Annotated in this window: 26 protein-coding genes; 10 read left to right on the top strand and 16 right to left on the bottom strand. The window is 68.9% G+C overall.

The features are described from left to right. Positions 1-175 precede the first annotated feature (175 nt). From AC3WG5_RS06870 to AC3WG5_RS06880, 3 genes are all read left to right on the top strand, one after another. Positions 176-706 (top strand): LPS-assembly lipoprotein LptE, encoded by a 531-nt coding sequence (locus AC3WG5_RS06870; RefSeq protein WP_008952043.1) that lies wholly within the window; start codon positions 176-178, stop codon positions 704-706. Next, positions 687-1,691, top strand: a complete 1,005-nt coding sequence (gene holA, locus AC3WG5_RS06875) for a DNA polymerase III subunit delta (RefSeq protein WP_008952044.1) — start codon at positions 687-689, stop codon at positions 1,689-1,691. The genes AC3WG5_RS06870 and holA overlap by 20 nt, the downstream gene beginning before the upstream one ends. A 166-nt stretch (positions 1,692-1,857) precedes the next feature. After that, on the top strand, positions 1,858-2,145 hold the full coding sequence (locus AC3WG5_RS06880; RefSeq protein ID WP_014088690.1) for a hypothetical protein: 288 nt from the start codon (positions 1,858-1,860) through the stop codon (positions 2,143-2,145). 29 nt (positions 2,146-2,174) lie between these two features. On the opposite strand, the gene AC3WG5_RS06885 is transcribed toward AC3WG5_RS06880, so the two are convergent. After that, entirely contained in the window at positions 2,175-2,912 is a 738-nt protein-coding gene (locus tag AC3WG5_RS06885) for a lytic transglycosylase domain-containing protein (RefSeq protein WP_492568230.1), read from the bottom strand. Between the two features lie 105 nt (positions 2,913-3,017). Here AC3WG5_RS06885 and AC3WG5_RS06890 point away from each other — a divergent pair, with 105 nt between their 5' ends. Further along, positions 3,018-3,410 (top strand): YidB family protein, encoded by a 393-nt coding sequence (locus AC3WG5_RS06890; RefSeq protein WP_014088688.1) that lies wholly within the window; start codon positions 3,018-3,020, stop codon positions 3,408-3,410. Positions 3,411-3,625: 215 nt separating this feature from the next. Here the strand turns inward: AC3WG5_RS06890 and AC3WG5_RS06895 are convergent, their stop codons facing one another. From AC3WG5_RS06895 to pxpB, 14 genes are all read right to left on the bottom strand, one after another. Continuing rightward, entirely contained in the window at positions 3,626-4,144 is a 519-nt protein-coding gene (locus AC3WG5_RS06895) for a YcnI family protein (RefSeq protein ID WP_492568231.1), read from the bottom strand. 243 nt (positions 4,145-4,387) lie between these two features. After that, complete coding sequence (rlmH, locus tag AC3WG5_RS06900; RefSeq protein WP_008952049.1) at positions 4,388-4,858, bottom strand: 23S rRNA (pseudouridine(1915)-N(3))-methyltransferase RlmH; 471 nt, start codon at positions 4,856-4,858, stop codon at positions 4,388-4,390. 90 nt (positions 4,859-4,948) lie between these two features. Beyond that, complete coding sequence (gene rsfS / locus AC3WG5_RS06905) at positions 4,949-5,317, bottom strand: ribosome silencing factor (RefSeq protein WP_008952050.1); 369 nt, start codon at positions 5,315-5,317, stop codon at positions 4,949-4,951. A gap of 78 nt (positions 5,318-5,395) precedes the next feature. Continuing rightward, positions 5,396-6,037, bottom strand: a complete 642-nt coding sequence (gene nadD, locus AC3WG5_RS06910; RefSeq protein ID WP_492568232.1) for a nicotinate-nucleotide adenylyltransferase — start codon at positions 6,035-6,037, stop codon at positions 5,396-5,398. Next, positions 6,034-6,612: a beta-class carbonic anhydrase gene (locus tag AC3WG5_RS06915; RefSeq protein ID WP_294865665.1), complete on the bottom strand. Its 579-nt coding sequence runs from the start codon at positions 6,610-6,612 to the stop codon at positions 6,034-6,036. The genes nadD and AC3WG5_RS06915 overlap by 4 nt, the downstream gene beginning before the upstream one ends. 122 nt (positions 6,613-6,734) lie before the next feature. After that, positions 6,735-7,181 carry a GNAT family N-acetyltransferase gene (locus AC3WG5_RS06920; RefSeq protein WP_492568233.1) on the bottom strand — a complete coding sequence of 149 codons (447 nt, stop codon included), beginning with the start codon at positions 7,179-7,181 and terminating at the stop codon, positions 6,735-6,737. 20 nt (positions 7,182-7,201) lie between these two features. After that, positions 7,202-8,554, bottom strand: coding sequence for an acetyl-CoA carboxylase biotin carboxylase subunit (gene accC, locus AC3WG5_RS06925; protein ID WP_492568234.1), 1,353 nt, complete (start codon positions 8,552-8,554; stop codon positions 7,202-7,204). Next, positions 8,544-8,675: a hypothetical protein gene (locus AC3WG5_RS06930; protein ID WP_008952055.1), complete on the bottom strand. Its 132-nt coding sequence runs from the start codon at positions 8,673-8,675 to the stop codon at positions 8,544-8,546. Before AC3WG5_RS06930 ends, accC begins: the two co-directional genes overlap by 11 nt. Before the next feature lie 141 nt (positions 8,676-8,816). Beyond that, positions 8,817-9,266, bottom strand: a complete 450-nt coding sequence (gene accB, locus AC3WG5_RS06935) for an acetyl-CoA carboxylase biotin carboxyl carrier protein (protein WP_492568236.1) — start codon at positions 9,264-9,266, stop codon at positions 8,817-8,819. Between the two features lie 66 nt (positions 9,267-9,332). Next, entirely contained in the window at positions 9,333-10,559 is a 1,227-nt protein-coding gene (locus tag AC3WG5_RS06940; RefSeq protein ID WP_492568237.1) for an MFS transporter, read from the bottom strand. A 34-nt stretch (positions 10,560-10,593) separates the two neighbouring features. Further along, a complete protein-coding gene (locus tag AC3WG5_RS06945) occupies positions 10,594-11,391 on the bottom strand; it encodes a putative hydro-lyase (protein ID WP_492568238.1) in 798 nt (265 codons plus the stop codon). 102 nt (positions 11,392-11,493) lie between these two features. Next, entirely contained in the window at positions 11,494-12,234 is a 741-nt protein-coding gene (pxpA, locus tag AC3WG5_RS06950) for a 5-oxoprolinase subunit PxpA (RefSeq protein WP_492568239.1), read from the bottom strand. Continuing rightward, positions 12,224-13,150: a 5-oxoprolinase subunit C family protein gene (locus AC3WG5_RS06955; protein ID WP_492568240.1), complete on the bottom strand. Its 927-nt coding sequence runs from the start codon at positions 13,148-13,150 to the stop codon at positions 12,224-12,226. The genes pxpA and AC3WG5_RS06955 overlap by 11 nt, the downstream gene beginning before the upstream one ends. Next, positions 13,143-13,817 carry a 5-oxoprolinase subunit PxpB gene (gene pxpB, locus AC3WG5_RS06960; RefSeq protein ID WP_492568241.1) on the bottom strand — a complete coding sequence of 225 codons (675 nt, stop codon included), beginning with the start codon at positions 13,815-13,817 and terminating at the stop codon, positions 13,143-13,145. The genes AC3WG5_RS06955 and pxpB overlap by 8 nt, the downstream gene beginning before the upstream one ends. A 214-nt stretch (positions 13,818-14,031) precedes the next feature. Here pxpB and AC3WG5_RS06965 point away from each other — a divergent pair, with 214 nt between their 5' ends. Beyond that, positions 14,032-14,541 carry a winged helix DNA-binding protein gene (locus tag AC3WG5_RS06965; RefSeq protein WP_014088675.1) on the top strand — a complete coding sequence of 170 codons (510 nt, stop codon included), beginning with the start codon at positions 14,032-14,034 and terminating at the stop codon, positions 14,539-14,541. Between the two features lie 199 nt (positions 14,542-14,740). Here AC3WG5_RS06965 and AC3WG5_RS06970 read toward each other — a convergent pair whose 3' ends face one another. Further along, a complete protein-coding gene (locus AC3WG5_RS06970; protein WP_492568242.1) occupies positions 14,741-15,601 on the bottom strand; it encodes an MBL fold metallo-hydrolase in 861 nt (286 codons plus the stop codon). Positions 15,602-15,705: 104 nt separating this feature from the next. Between AC3WG5_RS06970 and AC3WG5_RS06975 the strand changes: the two genes are divergently transcribed. Genes AC3WG5_RS06975 through AC3WG5_RS06995 form a run of 5 tightly spaced genes read left to right on the top strand, consistent with a single transcriptional unit; the run spans position 15,706 to position 20,061 of the window. Further along, positions 15,706-16,047, top strand: a complete 342-nt coding sequence (locus AC3WG5_RS06975; protein ID WP_492568243.1) for an ArsR/SmtB family transcription factor — start codon at positions 15,706-15,708, stop codon at positions 16,045-16,047. Next, the gene (locus AC3WG5_RS06980; RefSeq protein ID WP_008952065.1) at positions 16,044-16,472 is read left to right on the top strand and encodes a YeeE/YedE family protein; all 429 of its coding nucleotides are present in this window, start codon (positions 16,044-16,046) and stop codon (positions 16,470-16,472) included. Before AC3WG5_RS06975 ends, AC3WG5_RS06980 begins: the two co-directional genes overlap by 4 nt. Positions 16,473-16,481: 9 nt before the next feature. Next, complete coding sequence (locus tag AC3WG5_RS06985) at positions 16,482-16,898, top strand: YeeE/YedE family protein (RefSeq protein WP_008952066.1); 417 nt, start codon at positions 16,482-16,484, stop codon at positions 16,896-16,898. Continuing rightward, positions 16,895-18,565 (top strand): SulP family inorganic anion transporter, encoded by a 1,671-nt coding sequence (locus tag AC3WG5_RS06990; RefSeq protein ID WP_492568244.1) that lies wholly within the window; start codon positions 16,895-16,897, stop codon positions 18,563-18,565. The genes AC3WG5_RS06985 and AC3WG5_RS06990 overlap by 4 nt, the downstream gene beginning before the upstream one ends. Before the next feature lie 56 nt (positions 18,566-18,621). Further along, positions 18,622-20,061 (top strand): M48 family metallopeptidase, encoded by a 1,440-nt coding sequence (locus AC3WG5_RS06995; RefSeq protein ID WP_492568245.1) that lies wholly within the window; start codon positions 18,622-18,624, stop codon positions 20,059-20,061. The last annotated feature ends 209 nt before the right edge of the window (positions 20,062-20,270 follow it).

A 20,270-nucleotide genomic window follows, 5' to 3' on the forward strand; every position in this document is an offset into this window, starting at 1 on the left:
TTGTCGCCCGCGGCCTCGGCGCGGAAAACGGAGTGGGCAGGACGTCCATCACGGTTTCCGCGAGCCGGGCCGTCAAGCCCCGCTCCGGGGCGCGCGACACGCTCCTGAACCGCTTAAGCGGGCCTTCAGGCCCGACGGGCCGGGTTTCCCGGCCTTTTTCTCTGGGGGAAATGGCATGACCCGATTCATCCGCTGGCTGGCCTGCGCCGTGCTGGCCTTCTCGCTTGCGGCCTGCGGCTTCCAGCTGCGCGGCACGGCGGGCTCGACCGTGCACCAGATGCCGTTTGGCAGCGTCTACCTTTCCGGCGGCGACGGCAGCCTCAAGCCCTACCTGCGCACCGCGCTCAGGCGCCAGCCGCACGTCACGGTGACGGTGTCGGCCAAGGACGCCGAGGCGGCGCTGACCATCACCGAGGAAAAAGTGTCGAAGGACATCCTCACCATCAACAGCGCCGGCAAGGTCAACGAATACCAGCTGATCTACCGCGTTACGGCGCGGCTGAGCCAGCGCGGCGTGGCCTGGGGCCCGGACATGACGGTGATCGTGCGCCGCAGCCTGGGCTATTCGGATAGCGCGATTCTCGGCAAGGAACAGGAAGAATCCCTGCTGTGGAACGACATGCGGCGTGACGCCGCCGAGCAGCTGGTGACCCGCCTCGGTTATCTGAAGGAGGCTCCGGGCGAGCATGCCGGCACTCAGCCCTGACGCCCTGCCCGCCGCGCTGGAGCGCGGCCTGGCGCCGCTCTACCTGATCCACGGCGAAGAGGCGCTGCTGGCGCTGGAGGCGGCCGACGCCTTGCGTCTGGCGGCGCGGGCGCAGGGCTACCTCGAACGCGAGGTGCTGACGGTGGAGGGCGGCTTCGACTGGTCGCAGCTGACCGAGGCGATGGGCAGCGTGTCGCTGTTCGCCTCGCTCAAGCTGCTGGAGCTGCGTATTCCCGGCGGCAAGCCCGGCAGCGAAGGCGGCGAGGCGTTGCAAAGGTTGGCCGAAGCCCCGCCGGCCGACACCGTGACCCTGGTGATCCTGCCCAAGCTCGAGCGCGTGCAACTCTCCAGCAAGTGGTTCGCCGCACTGGAAAAGGCCGCGGTGGTGGTGCACGCCGCGGCGGTGAGCCGGCAGCAGCTGCCGGGCTGGATCAGCCGTCGCCTCAAGGCGCAGGGGCTGAGCCTGAGCGAGGAGGCGTTGAGCTTCTTTGCCGACCGCGTCGAAGGCAACCTGCTGGCGGCGCGCCAAGAGGTCGACAAGCTCGCCATCCTCCACCCCGGCGCCAGCCTCGACCTGGACGCCATCCGGGATGCCGTGGCCAACGTGGCGCGTTTCGACGTGTTCCAGCTGTCGGCGGCCTGGCTGGGCGGCGACACGGTGCGGGTGACGCGCATGCTCGACGGCCTGGCGGCGGAGGGCGAGGCGCCGGTGCTGGTGTTGTGGTCGTTCAGCGAAGACGTGCGCATGCTGCTCAAGCTGCGCCAGGGGCTGAAGGATGGCCGCCAGGTGCGCGACCTCACGCGCGAGCTCAAGCTGTGGGGGGACAAGCAGCGCCTGGCCGAGCCGGCGCTGCGCCGCATCGGGCCGCGCACGCTGATGGCGGCGCTGGCCGACTGCGCGCGCATCGACCGCCTGATCAAGGGGGTCGAGCCCGGCGACGCCTGGGCGGCGCTGAAGGCGCTGGGCGCCCGCCTGGCGGCCTGACTTTCCCGTGACGGCACGCTCCCCGCGTGCCGTTTTCTGCTTTTGGCGCGGCGCCGGGAGCAATTTCCACAAAAAATATACGGTTGTCATGGAAACCTATGACGTTTACCATTGTCATTTCAAATGGGCTAGATCCCGAATCTTGAAAATGACATTGGAGTCATGTGTGACTGCGACAGCACAAAATTGGCAGGCCGAAGGCCGCACGCGCAGCAAGATGATGGTGGTCGAGAACATCTATCAAACGCTGGATACCCTGCTGACCGCCGACGATAGCCGGGTGGTCAACTGGGACGGGCGCATCCTGCGCGTGCACAAGCTGAGTTCGCGCAAGGCGACGCAAATCCTGCAGAGCCCGGATGCTTTCCCCGGCCTGCTCGGGGTATTCGACCACCGCGCCACCTATCGCGACCTGGCCGACTCGCTGGGCGATATTCTCGGCGTCCGTCTCTAGCCGCCGCGCCGTTGCCCCTCCGTGGCCGGCTAGAGCCCGGCGGCGTCCGGCGTGAACACGGCGCGCACCCGCGTCCCGCTCTCTCCCCCCTTGCGCTGCTGGTAGGACGCCAGCACCTTGGCCACGTAGTCGCGCGTCTCGCGGAACGGCGGGATGGTATTGCGGTATTTCTGCACGGCGCCCTCGCCGGCATTGTAGGCGGCGATCACCAGCGGCAGGTCGTGGTTGAAGCGCTCCAGCAGGAAGCGCAGGTAGCGTGCCCCGGCCAGGAGATTCTGGCGCGGGTCGGTGAGTGCGGTGATGCCGAAGCGCTTGCCGGTGGCCGGCATCACCTGCATCAGCCCGATGGCGCCCTTGGGCGAGATCGCCAGCGGGTTGTAGGCGGATTCCACCGTGACGATGGAATGCAGCAGCTGGACGTCCAGCCCGAACTCGCGCGCGGTGCGGCTGATCAGCCGGCTGAAGCGGGCCGCCAGCTGCGGGTCGAAGGGCGCGGGGCTGGCCTCGCTGACGCTGACCGGCTCGGGGGGGCGGCTGTCGCTGCTGAGCGTGGCGCCCAGGCCCGGGGTGGTGGCGTCGGCCAGGACGGCGGAACGCTCCGCGGGCTCGGGCGTCGGCGAGCTGCCGCGCTGGAACAACTGGTAGCGTTCGTCGACCGGGTAGTTGGCCAGATGCGCCTGTCCCTGCGCGTCGACGTAGCCGTAAAGATCGGCCCGGGCGTAACCGGACACTAGCAGGGCAAACAGCAGCATCAATCTCGGCTTCATAATGAGGGCCCTGTCAGCAACGGTTTGTTAAATATAACTGATTGATTTATTTGCTATTTATACTAGGATCATTGAATTGACTTTCCAAGTAAGCGAGGTGAAAACATGAGCCTGTTCGATCAAGTGACCGGCCTGCTCGGTGGCGAATCCGGCGGCGGATTGCTGGGGGTGGCGCAGGGCCTGCTGGAGCAGAATGGCGGCGTGGCGGGGCTGGTGGAGAAGTTCCAGCAGGGCGGCCTGGGTGACGTCGTGTCCAGCTGGGTGGGAAGCGGCGCCAACCTGGCGGTGTCGCCGGAGCAGATCCAGGCGGTGCTCGGCAACGAGCAGCTGGCGGGGCTGGCGCAATCGCTGGGGATCGATACCGCGCAGCTGTCGCAGCAGTTGGCAGAGCAACTGCCGCAGCTGGTGGACAAGCTCACCCCGGGCGGCGAGCTGCCGTCGGGCGATCTGGCGGAGCAGGGGCTGAAGGCGCTGTCGGGGCTGTTCGGCCGAGGCTGATGTGCGCTTGAAGCGCAAGGACGGATCGAGGCTCCCGCGGGAGCCTCGCTTGTTTTGACGCCACACCGGCCCGGCCGTGACCGGTACGATTCTTGGCCTTGGGGCGGTCCTGGCCAGGCGGCACGGCTATCGATGCCAGGAGGCGCCGTGTCAGGCCAGGGTGGTGGGACGGGCGCACGGGATCCTGCCGGGCAGGATGCGGTGCGCTGCGCCGCCTAGTGGCGATGCCCTTCGCCAGGCGCGGTCAGCTTCAGTGCCGCGGCCGGGGTGGGCAGGTCGTGGGCGTCCTGGCCGGCGGCCGGGATGTCGACCCAGCGCGTTTCACCCTTGGCGCAGCGCTGCTCGACCTTGAAGTACAGCGTTGCGCCCGGCGTCTTGGGCAGGCGGGCGCGGAAGGCGAATTCGTCGTAGAAGTCGTCGGGCAGAGTGCCGCCGCTCCAGCTCACCTCGCTGACGTCCTCGTCCACCTGTTCGCCGTAGTAGTCGTAGGGCTGGGCCAGCTTGTGCTTCTTCACCGCCAGCGTCCAGCCGGCTTTCGGCATCGGCTTGAGCTTTTCCACCCCGGTCGGGACGATGAGTCGCAACGCGGTGGTGGGCGCGCCGTCGCAGCCGTGGCCGACGCGCAGCACGCCCTTGTAGCTGCTGCCGGCGTCGGCTTGCGGGGTTTCCAGCGTGATGTGGGCGGAAGCGGCGGCGGCGAACAGCAGCGGCAGCAGGGCGAGGGAGCGGCGCATCGGTGAATTCCTGGTTGAGAATGATTCTTGATGGCGCAGTGTAATCGCCGCGGCCGGGCGGCGGAATGCGACAAACTGTCGCAGCCGTGGTGCGGTTTCCCCGGCGCGGGGCGGCCTGGCCCGGCGCGATGGTGGGAGGTAAACGGCAGGAAAGTAGAGGGAAAGCGGCGGCTCGGCCGGGGCTGCGCGATGCCCGGCGCGGCCGAGCTTGTCAGCCGTGGGACGGCGCGCTGGCCGCCGGCGTCACTCGCGGTGGTAGGGGTGGTTGTTGAGGATGGACAGCGCGCGGTAGAGCTGTTCGGCCAGCAGCACGCGCACCATGCCGTGCGGCATGGTCAGCGCCGACAGTTGCAGCAGGGTGTCGGCGCGCGCCTTGAGCTCGTCCGAGAGGCCGTCGGCGCCGCCGATGACGAAGCACAGGTCGTCGCCGCCGGCGAGCCAGTCCTTCATCGCGTGCGCCAGCTGCATCGTGGTCCAGTTGCGGCCGCGCTCGTCCAGCACCACCAGCCGGCTGCGCGGCGGGATGGCCGCCATGAGCCGGGCGTGTTCGGCGGCGATGCCCTTTTCCGCGGTGACGCCGCCGCCGCGTTTCTCCGGCTTGATTTCCTTCAGCTCCAGCGTGACGTCGCGGCCGAAGCGCTTGGCGTAGTCCTGGTAGGCCTCGTCGACCCAGCGCGGCATCTTGGTGCCGACGGCGAGAATGGTGATTTTCATGGTGTCAGCAGGCAAAAAGGTTGGCCGAAGCCCGTGCCGCGCCGTGACGCGGGGGCTTCGGCCAACCTTGTCGTTACGTCAGTCGGGCGCTCAGACCACCGACCACGGCTTGCCGCCGGTGGGCAGGAAGGACGGCTTCTGGCCGCCCCACAGCGCTTCGAGGTCGTAGTAGTCGCGCACCGCCGGCAGCATGACGTGGACCACCACGTCGCCGGCGTCGACCAGCACCCACTCGCCCGATTCCTGGCCTTCGCTGCCGACGATGTCGACGCCGGCTTCCTTCAGCGTCACCTGCACGTTGTTGGCGAGCGCCTTGACCTGGCGGTTGGAGTCGCCGGTGCAGACAATCATGCGCTGGAACAGCGAGGTGAGGTCGGTGGTGTCGAGTTCGATGATGTCCTTGCCCTTGACGTCTTCCAGGGCTTCCACGGCCAGCTTGGCGATAGCGTTGATATCCATGTTTCCTTCCACAATGAGGGTGGGGCGCTGCCGCGAGGGCAACGCCCGGTATGAGGGGCTCTGGCCTGCCGGGACGGGCTACCGCTGGTAGAGTCCGTGCGCGCGCAGGTAGGCCAGTACCGGGGCGGGGATCAGCGTGCTGACGTCGTCCCCGCGCGCCAGTCTGGCGCGGATGTCGGTGGCGGACAGCGCCACCGGCGGCAAAGCCAAGGGGCGGATTGTACCGGAAGGCGTTCGATTTGGAAAATCAGGGACTTGGCGTGTCTGCCACTCGTGGCGCACGGCGGCGGGAAGGGTGGCCGGATCGAAGCCGGGGCGCAGCGCCACCGCCACGTGCGCCAGCGTGAACAGTTCGTGCCAGCGCCGCCAGCTCTCCAGCGTGGCGAGCGAGTCGCCGCCGATCAGCAGCCACAGCGGCACCTGTGCGCCGAGTTCGGCGCGCACCTCTTCCAGCGTTTCGACGGTGTAGGCCGGGCGCGGCCGGCGCACCTCGCGGTCGTCGGCGACGAGACCGGGACGGCCGGCGATGGCCAGCTCGACCATCGCCAGGCGCTGCTCCGGCGTGGCGTGCGGCGCCTGCGCGCGGTGGTAGGGCTGGCCGGCCGGGATCAGCCGCACCTCGGCCAAGCGGCACTGCTCGCGGAACGCCTCGGCCATGCGCAGGTGGGCGTTGTGGATCGGGTCGAAGGTACCGCCGAACAGCCCGATGGCGTGGGTCATGCGGCCTTGGGCAGGGTGGCGTAGCCGTCGACGATCAGGTCGAGCTGGCCGGTCACCGGGTGGATTACCAGGCCGTGCACCGGCACGTCGCGCGGCATCAGCGGGTGGGTGCGGATGACGCTGACGGTGTGGCGCACACTGTCCTCGACGTTGTCGAAGCCCTTGAGCCAGCCTTCCAGGTTGATGCCGGCGCTGCGTAGCGTGGCCAGCGTGTCGGCGCTGACGCCGCGCTGGCAGGCGGCGTCGAGGATGCGCGCCGGGTCGATGGCGCTCATGCCGCAGTCGCGGTGCGCCACCACGCAGATTTCCTCGGCGCGCAGTTCGTAGATGGCGATCAGCAGGCTGCGCATCACCGAACCCCAGGGGTGGGTGACCAGCGCGCCGGCGTTCTTGATCAGCTTGGCGTCGCCGTTCTTCAGGCCCATCGCCTTGGGCAGCAGTTCCACCAGGCGTGCGTCCATGCAGGCCAGCACGGCGAGGCTCTTGTCGGGAAACTTGTCGGTCTGGAATTGCTCGTATTCGCGGTTGTCGACGAAGCTGCGATTGTGTTCCAGCAAGCTGTTAAGCAGGCCCATGGTGTTCTCCTGTTTCGATGCTTGCCCGCGGGCAGCGGGTGGCTGCACGGGATCTCGGGTGATTGCTCTATTTTGGTCGGCAGCAATGCTACCACGGTTGGCGGCGATGCCAACCCCGTGATTTAGAGGGTTTTGCGCAACATCAACTGGTTCTTGACGTGCTGGTAACCCTGGCGCAGGTAGAAGCGGTGCGCATCGTGGCGGTGTTCGGCGCTGCGCAGGCTGACGCTGGCGATGCCGCGTTGCCGCGCCCATTGCTCGCCGGCGTCCAGCAGCATCGCCCCCAGTCCCTGCCCGCGCCAGTCGGCGCCGATCACCAGCCCGCCGATTTCCACGGTGGGGTCCGCTTCCAGCAGCGTCAGCACGAAAGCGTGAATCCAGCCGCACACCGCCCCATTGTCTTCGACCACGCCGACGAAGTGCTGTTCCGGTGCCGCCAGCAGCGTGGCGCAGCGCGCCGCGAACCGGGCCGGGTCGCACGGGTAGCCCAGTTCGCCGGACAGCGCGGCGAGGGCGTCGATGTCGCCGGCGCGGGCCGGACGCAACAGCAGGACGGGGGTGGTGGACATGGGGCGGGGCTCCTTGCGGGTTAGGGTTGACGACGGGCGGCTAGCCAGTGCTCCAGGTAGTGGATGCTGGTCCCGCCCTGACTGAAGCCGGGGTCGGTGAACAGCTGCTGATGCAGCGGGATGTTGGTCTTGATGCCGCCGATGGCCAGTTCCGACAGCGCCACGCGCATGCGCGCCATCGCCTGGGCACGGCTGTCGCCGTAGGCGATCAGCTTGCCGACCATCGAGTCGTAGTGCGGCGGCACGGTGCAGCCCTGGTAGATGTGCGAGTCGATGCGGATGCCCGGGCCGCCGGCCGGGTGGTAGCTTTCGATGCGGCCCGGGCTCGGCACGAAGGTGAACGGGTCTTCGGCGTTGAGGCGGCATTCCATGGCGTGTCCCTTGAGCACGACGTCCGCCTGCTTGTAACGTAGTTTCTCGCCCGCAGCGATGCGGATCTGTTCCTGCACGATGTCGATGCCGGTGATCATTTCCGTCACCGGGTGCTCGACCTGGACGCGGGTGTTCATCTCGATGAAGTAGAACTCGCCGTTTTCGAACAGGAATTCGAAGGTGCCGGCGCCACGGTAGCCGATGCGGCGGCAGGCGTCGGCGCAGGCCTCGCCGATCTGCCGGCGCTGCTCGGCGCTGATGCCCGGAGCCGGCGCCTCCTCGATGACCTTCTGGTGGCGGCGCTGCATCGAGCAGTCGCGCTCGCCCAGATAGATGGCGTGGCCGTGCTGGTCGGCCAGCACCTGGATTTCGATGTGGCGTGGCTGTTCGAGGAACTTCTCCATGTACACCGTCGGGTTGCCGAAGGCGGCACCGGCCTCGCTGCGGGTGGTCTCGACCGAGGTAAGCAGGTCTTGTTCCTGGTGTACCACGCGCATGCCGCGTCCGCCGCCGCCGCCAGCGGCCTTGATGATCACCGGGTAGCCGATGCGGCGCGCCGTGGCGGCAATGGCGCCGGGGTCGTCCGGCAGCGCGCCGTCCGAGCCGGGCACGCAGGGCACGCCGGCGGCGATCATCGATTCCTTGGCCGAGACCTTGTCGCCCATCAGGCGGATGGTGTCCGGACGCGGGCCGATGAAGGCGAAACCGGACTGCTCGACGCGTTCGGCGAAGTCGGCGTTTTCCGACAGGAAGCCGTAGCCGGGGTGGATGGCCTGGGCGTCGGTGACTTCGGCGGCGGCGATCAGCGCCGGCACGTTGAGGTAGCTCTTGGCCGACGGCGCCGGCCCGATGCAGACCGACTCGTCGGCGAGCTTGACGTACTTGGCGTCGCGATCGGCCTCGGAGTGCACCACCACGGTCTTGATGCCCATTTCGCGGCAGGCGCGCTGGATGCGCAGGGCGATCTCGCCGCGGTTGGCGATGAGGATTTTATCGAACATGACGGGTCTCCGCGGCGAGATCGCCCGCGTCGCGTACCGCGACGGTGCGATGTGACTTCGTCGCTGCGCCGCCTGGCGGCAGCTGGTCGCCGCGATTGGCGATGAGGATCTTATCGAACATGACGGGTCTCCGTGGCGAGGTCGCCCGCGTCGCGTGCCGCGACGGTGCAATGTGACGGCGTCGTGGCGCTGCCTGGCGGCAGCGGGTCGCCGCGGTGGGCGATGAGGATGTGATCGAACATGGCGTACCGTCTTTCTTAGACTATTCGATGACGAACAGCGGTTCGCCGAATTCCACCGGCTGGCCTTCTTCGACCAGGATGGCCTTGAGCACGCCGGCGCGGTCGGCCTCGATTTCGTTCATCAGCTTCATCGCCTCGATGATGCACAGCGTGTCGCCGACCTTGACCGGCTGGCCGACCTCGACGAAGACCGCGGCCTGCGGGCTGGGGCGGCGGTAGAAGCTGCCCACCATCGGCGACTTGACCGTGTTGGGGTTGGCCGAAGGGCTGGGGGCGGCGGCCGGTGCGGTGCTGGCACTCGCCGGGGCCGCGACCGCTAGCGGGGCCGGCAGCAACTGGGCGGGGACGGTGGGCGTGCCGGCGACGGTGCGGGTGATGCGGATCTGTTCGCTGCCTGCGCTGATCTCCAGTTCGGCGATGCCGGAGGCCTGCACCAGCTGGATCAGCTGTTTCAACTTGCGTAATTCCATCAATGGAGTCCTGATCGGGAAAAGGGGGCATGACCGGGCGAGGGCCCGGTCCGTGAAGGGAGTGGGTTAATGCAGCGCCTTGCCGCGGGTTTCCGGCAGGAACAGCAGGGTGACGATCACCAGGCCGTAGGCGGCGGCTGCCAGCATGCCGATGGTTTTGCTGAGCGGCATGGTGGCGCTGAGGATGCCGACCAGGGCCGGGAAGAACGAGCCGGTGCCGCGCCCGAAGTTGTAACAGAAGCCTTGGCCCGAGCCGCGCAGCTGGTGCGGGAACAGCTCGCTGAGGAAGGCTCCGGCGCCGCTGAAGATGCCCGACACGAAGAAGCCCAGCGGGAAGCCGAGCAGCATCATCTGGGCGTCGGTGATGGGAATCTGCATGTAGGTGGTGACGATCAACAGCGACATCAGCGCGAACAGCATGAAGCATTTCTTGCGGCCGAGGTGGTCGGACAGCCAGGCGCTGGTCAGGTAGCCGGCGAACGAGCCGCTGATGATCACCAGCAGGTAGCCGCCGGTGCCCAGTACCGAGAGCTGGCGCTCGGTCTTGAGGAAGGTCGGCAGCCAGGTGGTGATGGTGTAGTAGCCGCCTTGCATCCCCATGATCAGCAGGCTCGCCAGCAGCGTGGTCTTGAGGATGTCCGGCGAGAAGATCGCCAGGAACGAGGTTTTCTCGTTGCTTTCCTGCTCCTGCCGTTTGGCGTGCAGGTACACCTCCGGTTCGGTCAGGTTGCGGCGGATATAGATGATCAAGAGTGCCGGCAGGATGCCCATCCAGAACAGCACGCGCCAGGCCAGTTCCGGCGACAGCGCGGTGTAGATCCAGGCGAAGGCCAGCGCGGCGGCGCCCCAGCCGATCGCCCAGCTGCTTTGCACCAGCCCGACGGCGCGGCCGCGGTAGTGCGAGCGGATGGTTTCGGCGATCAGCACCGAGCCCACCGACCATTCGCCGCCGAAGCCGAAGCCCTGCAGCGCGCGCGCCGCCATCAGCTGGCCCGGGGTCTGGGAGAAACCGCACAGGAAGGTGAACACCGAGAACCAGACCACGGTCCATTGCAGTACCCGCACCCGACCGTAGCGGTCGGCCAGCACGCCGGCTGCCCAGCCGCCGAGCGCCGAGGCCCACAGCGTGACGGTGGCGATCAGGCCGGCTTCGGCCTTGCTCATGCTCCAGGCCGTCATCAGGGTGGGGATCAGCATGGTGTAGATCATGTAGTCGAAGGCATCGACGGCGTAGCCGCCGAACGAGGCGGTCAGGGTGATCCGCTCGGTGGGGGTGGTATGTTTCAGCCACATCGTTGCAATTCCTCTCAATCTCGAGGACCGGCGCTCACAGCGCGGCCAGGTGGGCATTCAGCAGATCGGTGATCAGCATCTTGCCGGGCGCATGGGTGATGCAGAACGGTGGCTTGGTGGCGGCGATGACCGACTGCGGGGTGACGCCGCAAGCCCAGAACACCGGGATCTCGTGGTCCCGGATCTCCACCGCGTCGCCGTAGTCGGGACGGGCCAAATCGGTGATGCCGATCAGCGCCGGATCGCCCAGGTGCACCGGCGCGCCGTGCACGGCGGGGAAGCGCGAGGTGACCTGGATGGCGCGGATGGCCTGGGCCGGCAGCATCGGCCGCATCGACACCACCAGCGGACCGTGGAACGGGCCGGCAGGCTGGGTCGGGATGCTGGTGCGGTACATCGGCACGTTGCAGCCCTGCTCGATGTGGCGCACCGGCACGCCGTTGGCAAGCAGCGCCTCTTCGAAGGAGAACGAGCAGCCGATGGCGAAGGTGACCAGATCGTCGCGCCAGACCTCGTCGAGGTTGTCCGGCTCGGCGATCAGTTCGCCGTCGCGGAATACCCGGTAGCCCGGGACGTCGCGGCGGATGTCGATACCCTGACCGAGCGCGGGCAGGGCGGTGTCGCCGGGCTCGGACACCGCCAGCACGGGGCAGGATTGCGGATTGCGCACGCAGAATTTCAGGAAGTCGTCGGCGTGGCTGGCCGGCAGGATCGCCAGGTTGGCTTGCACGTAGCCCGCCGCGAGGCCGGCGGTCGGCCCGGTGTGGTCGCCGCGCCGGATGGCGAGACGTGCCGCCACGCTGGGCAGCGCAGGTTGAAGCGTGATGCTCATCAGGTTTCTCCGTTGTAGATAGCGGGCTTTTTGCCCTGTCGTTTTCTTGTTATCCGGTGCCGGGCGGGGGCTTCGGCCAACCTCGCCCGGGGCGCACAGGCTTCAGCCCGGCGCGCGCAGGGTCAGGCCGCGTGCCAGCAGCTCGCGCCGCAGCCGCCGGGCGAAGGCCACGGCGTGGGCGCCGTCGCCGTGCAGGCAGACGGTGTCGGCACGCAGCGCGACGCGGCTGCCGTCGAGCGCGCTGACGCGGCCCTCGGTAATCATCTGCAGCGTCTGCGCCAACGCCTCGTCCTCGTCCTCGATCAGCGCGCCGGGCGTGCCGCGCGGCGCCAGGCTGCCGTCCGCCTGGTAGGCGCGGTCGGCGAACACCTCGTCCAGCGCGCGCAGCCCGGCGCCACGCGCCTGGCGCACCAGCTCGCTGCCGGCGAGCCCGACCACGGCCAGCGCCGGGTCGGCCGCCCGCACCGCGCGCACGATGGCCGCCGCCAGCTGCGGGTCGCGCGCCGCCTGGTTGTAGAGCGCGCCGTGCGGCTTGACGTGGGTCAGGCGCACGCCTTCGCCGCGGGCGATCGCCTGCAGCGCGCCGATCTGGTACAGCACGCCGCTGTAGACGGTGTCGGGCGGCAGCTGCATCGCGCGGCGGCCGAAGTGCTCGCGGTCGGGAAAGCTCGGGTGCGCGCCCAGCGCCACGCCGCGCGCCTTGGCGGCCTGCACCGCGGCACGCATGGTGTCGGCGTCGCCGGCGTGCCAGCCGCAGGCGATGTTGGCCGAGCTGACGCAATCCAGGATCGCCGCGTCGTCGCCGCAGCCCTCGCCGAGATCGGCGTTCAGGTCAATGTCCATAGGCACTCCAGTTGAAACGGTTGAGGTGATAGCGCTGCTGCCGCAGGGCGTGGCGCGCTTCGGCCAACGTGGTGGGCACGAAGTGTAGTTCGGCGCCGGGGCGGGCCTGCGCCAGCTTCCACAGGTCGGCCTCGATCACCGTGGCGATGCGCGGATAGCCGCCGCTGGTCTGGGCGTCGGCCAGCAGCACGATGGGCTGGCCGCCGGGCGGCACCTGCACCACGCCGGGCAGCACGCCGTGCGACAGCAGTTCGTGGCGTGCCGTGCGTTCCAGTGCCGGGCCGGCCAGGCGGTAGCCCATGCGGTTGCTCTGCGGCGTGACGCTCCAGGGCTTGGTCCAGAAGGTGTCCTGTGCGGCGGCGGAGAATTCGTCGTATTCCGGTCCGGGCAGGGCGCGGATTTCCGGTGTCCATTGCGGCGGGCGGCTGCCCGCCCGGCCTTCGAGTGCCACCGGTTCGCCCTGCGGCAGGCGGTCGCCGGCCTGCAGCGCGCGGCCCGCGAAGCCGCCGAAGCCGGCGGCGAGGTCGGTGGCGCGCGCCCCCAGCACCTCGGGCACGGCGATGCCGCCGTCCACCGCCAGATAGGCGCGCATGCCGTGATGGCAGCCGCGCAGCTGCAGCACCTGTCCGGCGCGCACCGCCTGGCGCCAGCCGCACCACACCGGCGCGCCGTCCAGCGTGGCGTCGAAGTCGGCGCCGGTGAGCGCCAGCCAGCCGTCGCGCAAAAAGCGCAGCTGCACCGGCCCGAGCACGATTTCCAGCCCGGCCGCCCCTTCCGGGTTGCCGACCAGGCGGTTGGCCATCCTCAGTGCTGGCACGTCGAGCGCGCCGCCCTGGCCGATGCCGAGGTGGCGCAGGCCGTGGCGCCCCAGGTCCTGCACCGTGGTTTGAACGCCGGGACGCAGAATCTCAAGCATGGTGGGCCTCCTCCGGGGTGAAGCGTACGCGGTCGCCCGGCAGCAGCAGCGTGGGCGGATCGCGCCGCGGGTCGAACAGGGCCAGCGCGGTGCGGCCGATGAGATGCCAGCCGCCGGGGGCGGCGGCGGGGTAGATGCCGGTCTGGCTGCCGCCGATGGCGACCGAGCCTGCGGGAACTGCCAGGCGCGGTTCGGCGCGGCGCGGTGTGGCGAGCGCCTCGGGCAGGCCGCCGAGATAGGCGAAGCCGGGCTGGAAGCCGAGGAAGAACACGATGTAGTCGGCGCCGCTGTGGCGGGCGATGACTTCGTCCGGGCTGAGCCCGGTGTGGCGCGCGACGTCGTCGAGGTCGGGGCCGGCGACGCCGCCGTAGCGTACCGGGATGAGCACTTCGCGCGGGGTGAAGCTGGCCTCGTTGGCCCCGCTCCAGAGCCGCTCGAGTTCGGCCAGCACGGTCGTGCCGTCGGCGGCCAGTGGGTCGAACACCACGGTCAGGTTGTTCATGCCCGGCACGACGTCGGTGAGCTCGGTGCGGCCACGCAGCTGGTTCGCCAGCCACCAGATGCGGCGCTGGCAGGCGAGTTCGGCCGGGGCGTCGACAGCCAGCACGGCCGCGCGCTCCCCCAGCAGGTAGAAGCGGGCTTCTCCTGGCTTCAAGGCGTTCTCCATTTGCAGTCATGCCCCGGCGGTGGTACCGGGGTCGTTGTCGGTGTTGTTGGTGAGAACATAAAAATTTGCCGCCATGACGTCAATAAATTATCGATAATTTGTATTTGATGTGACGATGAAGTGTTGTGTTTCTGTAATCGTGCGGGTGCGCTGACGGCGGCAGGGAAGGGCGGGCTTGCTATACTGGCGGCCTTATCCCTATGGGCCACCGTCCATGAGCACGCATCTGAACATCGTTTCATCTTCCCTCTTGGTGTCCGAGCGCAGCGTCGAGCTGTCCGAGTTCGAGTTCGGTCTGATCGTGGTCAACAACGCCTTCAACCGCTGGATGGTGCGCTGCATGACAGCGGCAGGCGAAAAGGACATGACGGCGCTGGAGGTGTCGCTGGTCCACCACGTCAACCACCGTGGCCGCAAGAAGAAGCTGGCGGACATCTGCTTCGTGCTGAACATCGAGGACACGCACGTGGTGTCGTACGCGCTGAAGAAACTGGTACGGATGGGCTACGTGGAGAGCGAGAAGAGCGGCAAGGAGGTGTTCTTCTCCACTACCGAGGCCGGCAGGGCCTTGTGCGAGCGCTACCGCGAGGTGCGCGAGCAGTGCCTGATCGACGCGCTGGTGGAAAGCGGCACGCCGAACGCCGACATCGGCGAGACCGCCGAGCTGTTGCGCGTGCTGTCAGGCTTGTACGATCAAGCCTCGCGCGCCGGCGCCTCGTTGTGAGCCCGATTCATTAGGCGGCTGCGCCTTCACGTCTTGAGCGCCGGCAGTACTGCGTGCGAATTTTCAATTCGCCCAGCGATCAGGACTCCTCATGTACTCCGTGACCATTCCGGTTCCTGTGCGCTGGCGGCGCTCAACCAGTTTTGGCTCGCTCGCCTACTGAACCAGGCTGGGGGGCGATTTTCCTAGTCTGTGGCGTTTACAGCCGGTTGAGCGGAATCTTCAGGTACGCGTAGCCGTCGGATTCGGCCGGCGGCAGCTGGCCGGCGCGGATGTTGACCTGCACCGACGGCAGGATCAGTACCGGCATCTCCAGCGTGGCGTCGCGCGCCTCGCGCATGGCGACGAAGTCGGCCTCGCCGATGCCGTCGTGCAGGTGGATGTTGTGCGCGCGCTGCTCGGCCACGGTGGTTTCCCAGCGCGGCGCGCGCCCCTCGGGCGGGTAGTCGTGGCACATGAACAGCCGCGTCTCGCCCGGCAGGTCGAGCAGGCGCCGCACCGAGCGGTACAGGGTGGCGGCGTCGCCGCCGGGAAAATCGCAGCGCGCCGAGCCGACGTCGGGCATGAACAGGGTGTCGCCGACGAACACCGCGTCGCCGATCTGGTAGGCGACGTCGGCCGGGGTGTGGCCGGGCACGGCCAGTGCGCGCGCCTCCAGCGTGCCGATCATGAAGCGCTCGTCGTCGTGCAGCAGCACGTCGAACTGGCTGCCGTCGGTGCGGAACTCCTCTCCCAGATGAAAAATACCCTTGAAGATGCGCTGCACCGCAGGAATGCCGGCGCCGATGGCGATGCGCCCGCCCAGCGTGTCGCGCAGCAGCGCGGCGGCGGAGAGGTGGTCGGCGTGGGCGTGGGTTTCCAGGATCCAGTCGACGCGCAGGCGGTGCGCCGTCACGAACTCGCGGATACGCCCGGCCGACACGGTGCCGGTGCGCCCGGCCTTGGCGTCGTAGTCGAGCACCGGGTCGATGATGGCGGCGTGGCCGCCGGGCTGGTCGTACACCACGTAGGAAATGGTGTGCGTGGCGGGGTCGTAGAACGCTTCGATCTGGGCGGACATGGTCTACCTCGTGACAGGAGTGGTGTTGATCGACACTATATTGATTAACGATATATAAATCAATATAATGAAGTCAACCGCAAGTCTCATTAAAGAGAGTATGGATGATGGATTTATCGCTACTGCGTGAAAACGCCGGCAAGGCCTCGGCGCTGCTGCGCAGCCTGGCCAACGAGGACCGGCTGCTGCTGCTGTGCCAGCTGGTGGACGGCGAGAAGACGGTGTCGGAACTGGAGCGCCTCACCGGCATCCGCCAGCCCACGCTGTCGCAGCAGCTCGGCGTGCTGCGCAACGAGGGGCTGGTGGCCACCCGGCGCGAGGGCAAGTGGATCTATTACCGCATCGCCAGCAACGAGGCGATGGTGCTGCTGGACGCGCTGCACGCGCTGTTCTGCGGCGACGCCACGGTGTCGGCGGCGGATTCGACCGAGGAGGAGACGGCATGATCGACTGGAACCACTTCACCCCGCTGGCGTCGCTCGCCGGCGGCGTGCTGATCGGCCTGGCGGCGAGCTGGCTGGTGCTCGCCAACGGCCGCATCGCCGGCATCAGCGGCCTGCTGGGCGGTCTGGTGGACCGCGCCGCCGACTGGCGCCCGCGCGCCGCCTTCATCGCCGGGCTGGTGCTGGCGCCGCTGCTCTACCGCGTGCTGGCGGGCGGCCTGCCTTCGGCCAACGTCACGGCCGCGTGGCCGCAGCTGGCGCTGGCCGGGCTGCTGGTCGGAGTCGGCACGCGCTACGCCTCGGGCTGCACCAGCGGCCACGGCGTGTGCGGGCTGGCGCGGCTGAGCCCGCGTTCGCTGGTGGCCACGCTGAGCTTCATGGCGGCGGGCTTCGTTACGGTGTATGTGCTGCGCCACGTTCTGGCCTGAGGGGGAGACATGAAAACACTATCGGCATTGCTGGCCGGACTGGTCTTCGGCCTCGGCCTGATCCTCTCGGGTATGGCCAATCCGGCCAAGGTGCAGGGCTTCCTCGATCTGGCCGGCGCCTGGGACCCGAGCCTGGCGCTGGTGATGGCGGGCGCCATCGGCGCGGCCTTCCTGCCGTTCCGGCTGGCCGGCCAGCGCAAGAAGAGCTGGCTGGGTGAGCCTTTGCACCTGCCGGGCACGCGCGAGATCACGCCGCGCCTGGTGCTGGGCAGCCTGCTGTTCGGCATCGGCTGGGGCCTGGCCGGGCTGTGCCCGGGCCCGGCGCTGGTGTTGCTGGGGACGCTGTCGGGGCCGGCGCTGGTGTTCGTCTCGGCGATGCTGGCCGGCATGGAGCTGTTCCGCCTGCTGCAACACAAGCGGGCATGACGGCCTGGCTGCCCGGCTGGCTGCGCCATTACCGCCGCGCCTGGCTGCCCGGCGACGCCGTGGCCGGGGTGGTGGTGGCGCTGCTGCTGGTGCCGCAGGGTCTTGCCTACGCCTTGGTGGCCGGGTTGCCGGCCGAGGCCGGGCTCTACGCCAGCCTGCCGCCCTTGCTGCTGTACGGCCTGATCGGCCGCAGCCACGCGCAATCGGTCGGGCCGATGGCGCTGACCTCGCTGCTGGCGGCGGCGACGCTGTCGCGCCTGGCCGCGCCGGGCAGCACGGAGTACCTGGCGCTGGCGGTGTGGCTGGCGCTGTTGTCCGGGGCGATGCTGGTCGCGCTCGGGGCGGCGCGCCTCGGCTTCCTCGCCGATTTTCTCTCGACGCCGGTGCTGGCGGCGTTCACCTCGGCCTCGGCGCTGCTGATCGTGCTGGCGCAACTGGCGCCGCTGCTCGGGCTGCACGGCGGCGGTGCCGCGCTGCCGGCGCTGTTGGCGGCCGTGCTGGACGGCTGGCAACGCTTCAACCCGTTGGCGCTGGGCGTGGGCGCGCTGGCCCTGCTGTGGCTGGCCGGGGCACGGCGCCTGCTGCCGCCGGCGCTGGCGCGCGCCGCGCCGGTGCTGGCGGTGTTGCTGGGCATCGTGGCGGTGCGCGAGGCAGGCTGGGCCACGCGGCTGCCGGTGGTGGGCGCGGTGCCCGCCGGGCTGCCCGCGTTGTCGCTGCCGCTGCTGCCCTGGGAGCGGCTCGCCGAACTGATGCTGCCGGCCTTCTTCATGGCGCTGATCAACTACGTGCAGAGCCTGTCGGTGGCGCAGCTGTTGGCCGAACCCCGCCACGAGCGGGTGGAGCCGGACCGCGAACTGCTCGCGCTCGGCGTGTGCAACCTCGGCGCCGGGCTGTTCGGCGGCTTTCCGGTCACCGGCGGCCTGAGCCGCTCGCTGGTCAACGCCGCCGCCGGGGCGCACAGTCCGCTGGCGTCGTGGATCAGCGCCGGCGGCATCGCGCTGGTGCTGCTGTTCGCCGGGGCCGCGCTGTCCAGCCTGCCGCTCGCGGTGCTGGCCGCCACCATCGTCGTGGCGGTCTACCCCAGCATCGGTTTTGGCGCCTTGCGCCAGGCCTGGCGCGCCGACCGTGCCGACGCCGTGGCGTTCGTACTGACCTTCGCGCTGGTGCTGCTGCTCGGCGTCGAGAGCGGCATCGTCGCCGGGGTGCTGGTGTCGCTGGGCGCCTGGCTGTGGCGCAGCAGCCGGCCGCACATGGCCGAGGTGGGGCGGCTGCCGGGCACTCAGCACTACCGCAACGTCACGCGCTTTGCCACCGAGACGCTACCCGGCGTGCTGTTCCTGCGCGTCGACGAGAGCCTCTACTTCGGCAACGCCCGGCTGGTGCGCGACACCGTGCTCGACCGCCTCGCCGAGCGGCCGCAGCTGAGCACGCTGGTGCTGATCATGAGCGCGGTCAACCGCCTCGATGCCAGTGCCGTGGCGATGCTGCAGTGGCTCGACGACAGCCTGGCGCTACGCGGCGTGACGCTGGCGCTGGCCGAGGTCAAGGGACCGGTGGGCGCGGTGCTGGCGCGTGCCGGCCTGCTCGAGCGTTTCGCCGGGCGCCACTTCCTCTCCACCGACCAGGCCTGGCGCCGCTACGCGCCGGCACCGGATTTTCATATCTGAAACACGGCGCACGCCGGCTGCAACTTTGCGCCGGCGATGGGTATCATAGGCTGGACATGAAAACCGTCCTCACCGCCGCCGCGCTGGCCCTGGCCCTGTCCGGCACCGTCTCCGCCCAGATCGACCTGCCCGAGCTGGGCGACGCCTCGTCCGCCTCGTTCAGCCCGAGCCAGGAAGCGGCGGTCGGGCGCGACGTGATGAACCGCCTGCGCGAATCCGGCGAAACCCTGGACGATGCCGACGCCTCCGCCTACCTGCAGGAACTGGGCGGGCGCCTGGCCCAGGCGGCGCAGGCGCCGGATCTGAACTTCTCGTTCTTCGCCGTCAACGACCGCAGCATCAACGCCTTCGCCATGCCCGGCGGCTACATCGGCGTGCACTCCGGGCTGGTGCTGACGACGCAGAGCGAGGCCGAGCTGGCCTCGGTGCTGGCGCACGAGATCGCCCACGCCAGTCAGCACCACCTGGCACGCCTCAAGGCCGCCAGCGCGCCCAACCAGCTGTGGCTGCTGGCGGCGCTGTTGGCCGGGGCGCTGGCCTCGCGCGCCGGCAACTCCGACGCCGCCTTCGGCGCCATCAACGCCGGCATCGGCCTGTCGGTGTCGAGCGAGCTCGCCTACACGCGCGATTTCGAACGCGAGGCCGACCGCCTCGGCATGCAGTACCTCGCCGCCGCCGGCTTCGACGCGCGCGCCATGCCGTCTTTCTTCCAGCGCATGCAGCAGAGCAACCGCTTCAACGACAACAACGCGCTGGCCTTCCTGCGTTCGCACCCGGTCACCGGCGAGCGCATCAGCGAAGCGCAGGACCGCGCGCTGGCCTTTCCGCTCAGGATGCACGCCGACAGCACCGCCTACCTGCTGGTGCGGGAGAAACTGCGGCTAGCGACGCTGGGGCGCGAAGAGGCGCTGCGCTATTACCAGGCCAGGCTGAAGAGCCGCCAGTTCCTCAGCGAGGGCGCGCAGTGGTACGGCCTGTCGCTGGCGCGGCTCGCCGCCTCCCAGCCCGGTCCGGCGCGCGAGGCGCTGGCCGAGGCGCGCCGGCGCCTGCCGGCCAGCCCGCTGCTGTTCGGCCAGGAGGCCGCGATCGAGCGCGCCGAGCGCAACTGGACGGCAGCGCTGGACGCCTACCGGCGCGGCCTGGCGGCCTTCCCCGGCTACGGCCCGCTGCGCTACGGCGAGATCGACACCCTGCTCGACAGCGGCCAGCGCGAGGTTGCACTGACACGGCTGCGCAGCGAACTCAACCGCTATCCCTCCGAACCCGCGCTGTACCGGCGCCAGGCCGCCGTCTACGCCGACCGGGACAAGCTGCGCTACCACGCCGCCTTGGGCCAGGCGTTCTATTACGAGCAGCGCTACGAGGCGGCGCTGGAGCAATTCCAGTACGCCAGCCAGGCCCCGGGCGACGATTTCTACCTGCGTTCCTCGATCGAGGCGCGCATCCGCGAACTGCAGAACCGGCTCAAGGAAGAACGCCGCCAGGCGCGCAGTTGAGCCAGCCGCGGCCGTCCGCCGGCCCGGAATCGCAAAAAAACAACATCGTGCATCGCAGCAATTCAACTCGATCCGCATAATTTGCAGGAAATCACTGATTGCCTATTCCTTTCCGAACAGGGCAAGCTTTACACTGCGAATCTGATGAACAAACTGTTCGAAAATGAAAATTTCGATTCTGTTAATGTTCATTTTCAAACCAACCCCGG

Source organism: Pseudogulbenkiania sp. FW507-F1, assembly GCF_058781125.1.

Coding starts and splice junctions, on each gene's coding strand:
- AC3WG5_RS06870 (WP_008952043.1), top strand. CDS start 176: ATGACCCGATTCATCCGCTGGCTGGCCTGCGCCGTGCTGGCCTTCTCG.
- holA (WP_008952044.1), top strand. CDS start 687: ATGCCGGCACTCAGCCCTGACGCCCTGCCCGCCGCGCTGGAGCGCGGC.
- AC3WG5_RS06885 (WP_492568230.1), bottom strand. CDS start 2,912: ATGAAGCCGAGATTGATGCTGCTGTTTGCCCTGCTAGTGTCCGGTTAC.
- AC3WG5_RS06890 (WP_014088688.1), top strand. CDS start 3,018: ATGAGCCTGTTCGATCAAGTGACCGGCCTGCTCGGTGGCGAATCCGGC.
- AC3WG5_RS06895 (WP_492568231.1), bottom strand. CDS start 4,144: ATGCGCCGCTCCCTCGCCCTGCTGCCGCTGCTGTTCGCCGCCGCCGCT.
- rlmH (WP_008952049.1), bottom strand. CDS start 4,858: ATGAAAATCACCATTCTCGCCGTCGGCACCAAGATGCCGCGCTGGGTC.
- rsfS (WP_008952050.1), bottom strand. CDS start 5,317: ATGGATATCAACGCTATCGCCAAGCTGGCCGTGGAAGCCCTGGAAGAC.
- nadD (WP_492568232.1), bottom strand. CDS start 6,037: ATGACCCACGCCATCGGGCTGTTCGGCGGTACCTTCGACCCGATCCAC.
- AC3WG5_RS06915 (WP_294865665.1), bottom strand. CDS start 6,612: ATGGGCCTGCTTAACAGCTTGCTGGAACACAATCGCAGCTTCGTCGAC.
- AC3WG5_RS06920 (WP_492568233.1), bottom strand. CDS start 7,181: ATGTCCACCACCCCCGTCCTGCTGTTGCGTCCGGCCCGCGCCGGCGAC.
- accC (WP_492568234.1), bottom strand. CDS start 8,554: ATGTTCGATAAAATCCTCATCGCCAACCGCGGCGAGATCGCCCTGCGC.
- AC3WG5_RS06930 (WP_008952055.1), bottom strand. CDS start 8,675: ATGTTCGATAAGATCCTCATCGCCAATCGCGGCGACCAGCTGCCGCCA.
- accB (WP_492568236.1), bottom strand. CDS start 9,266: ATGGAATTACGCAAGTTGAAACAGCTGATCCAGCTGGTGCAGGCCTCC.
- AC3WG5_RS06940 (WP_492568237.1), bottom strand. CDS start 10,559: ATGTGGCTGAAACATACCACCCCCACCGAGCGGATCACCCTGACCGCC.
- AC3WG5_RS06945 (WP_492568238.1), bottom strand. CDS start 11,391: ATGAGCATCACGCTTCAACCTGCGCTGCCCAGCGTGGCGGCACGTCTC.
- pxpA (WP_492568239.1), bottom strand. CDS start 12,234: ATGGACATTGACCTGAACGCCGATCTCGGCGAGGGCTGCGGCGACGAC.
- AC3WG5_RS06955 (WP_492568240.1), bottom strand. CDS start 13,150: ATGCTTGAGATTCTGCGTCCCGGCGTTCAAACCACGGTGCAGGACCTG.
- pxpB (WP_492568241.1), bottom strand. CDS start 13,817: ATGGAGAACGCCTTGAAGCCAGGAGAAGCCCGCTTCTACCTGCTGGGG.
- AC3WG5_RS06965 (WP_014088675.1), top strand. CDS start 14,032: ATGAGCACGCATCTGAACATCGTTTCATCTTCCCTCTTGGTGTCCGAG.
- AC3WG5_RS06970 (WP_492568242.1), bottom strand. CDS start 15,601: ATGTCCGCCCAGATCGAAGCGTTCTACGACCCCGCCACGCACACCATT.
- AC3WG5_RS06975 (WP_492568243.1), top strand. CDS start 15,706: ATGATGGATTTATCGCTACTGCGTGAAAACGCCGGCAAGGCCTCGGCG.
- AC3WG5_RS06980 (WP_008952065.1), top strand. CDS start 16,044: ATGATCGACTGGAACCACTTCACCCCGCTGGCGTCGCTCGCCGGCGGC.
- AC3WG5_RS06985 (WP_008952066.1), top strand. CDS start 16,482: ATGAAAACACTATCGGCATTGCTGGCCGGACTGGTCTTCGGCCTCGGC.
- AC3WG5_RS06990 (WP_492568244.1), top strand. CDS start 16,895: ATGACGGCCTGGCTGCCCGGCTGGCTGCGCCATTACCGCCGCGCCTGG.
- AC3WG5_RS06995 (WP_492568245.1), top strand. CDS start 18,622: ATGAAAACCGTCCTCACCGCCGCCGCGCTGGCCCTGGCCCTGTCCGGC.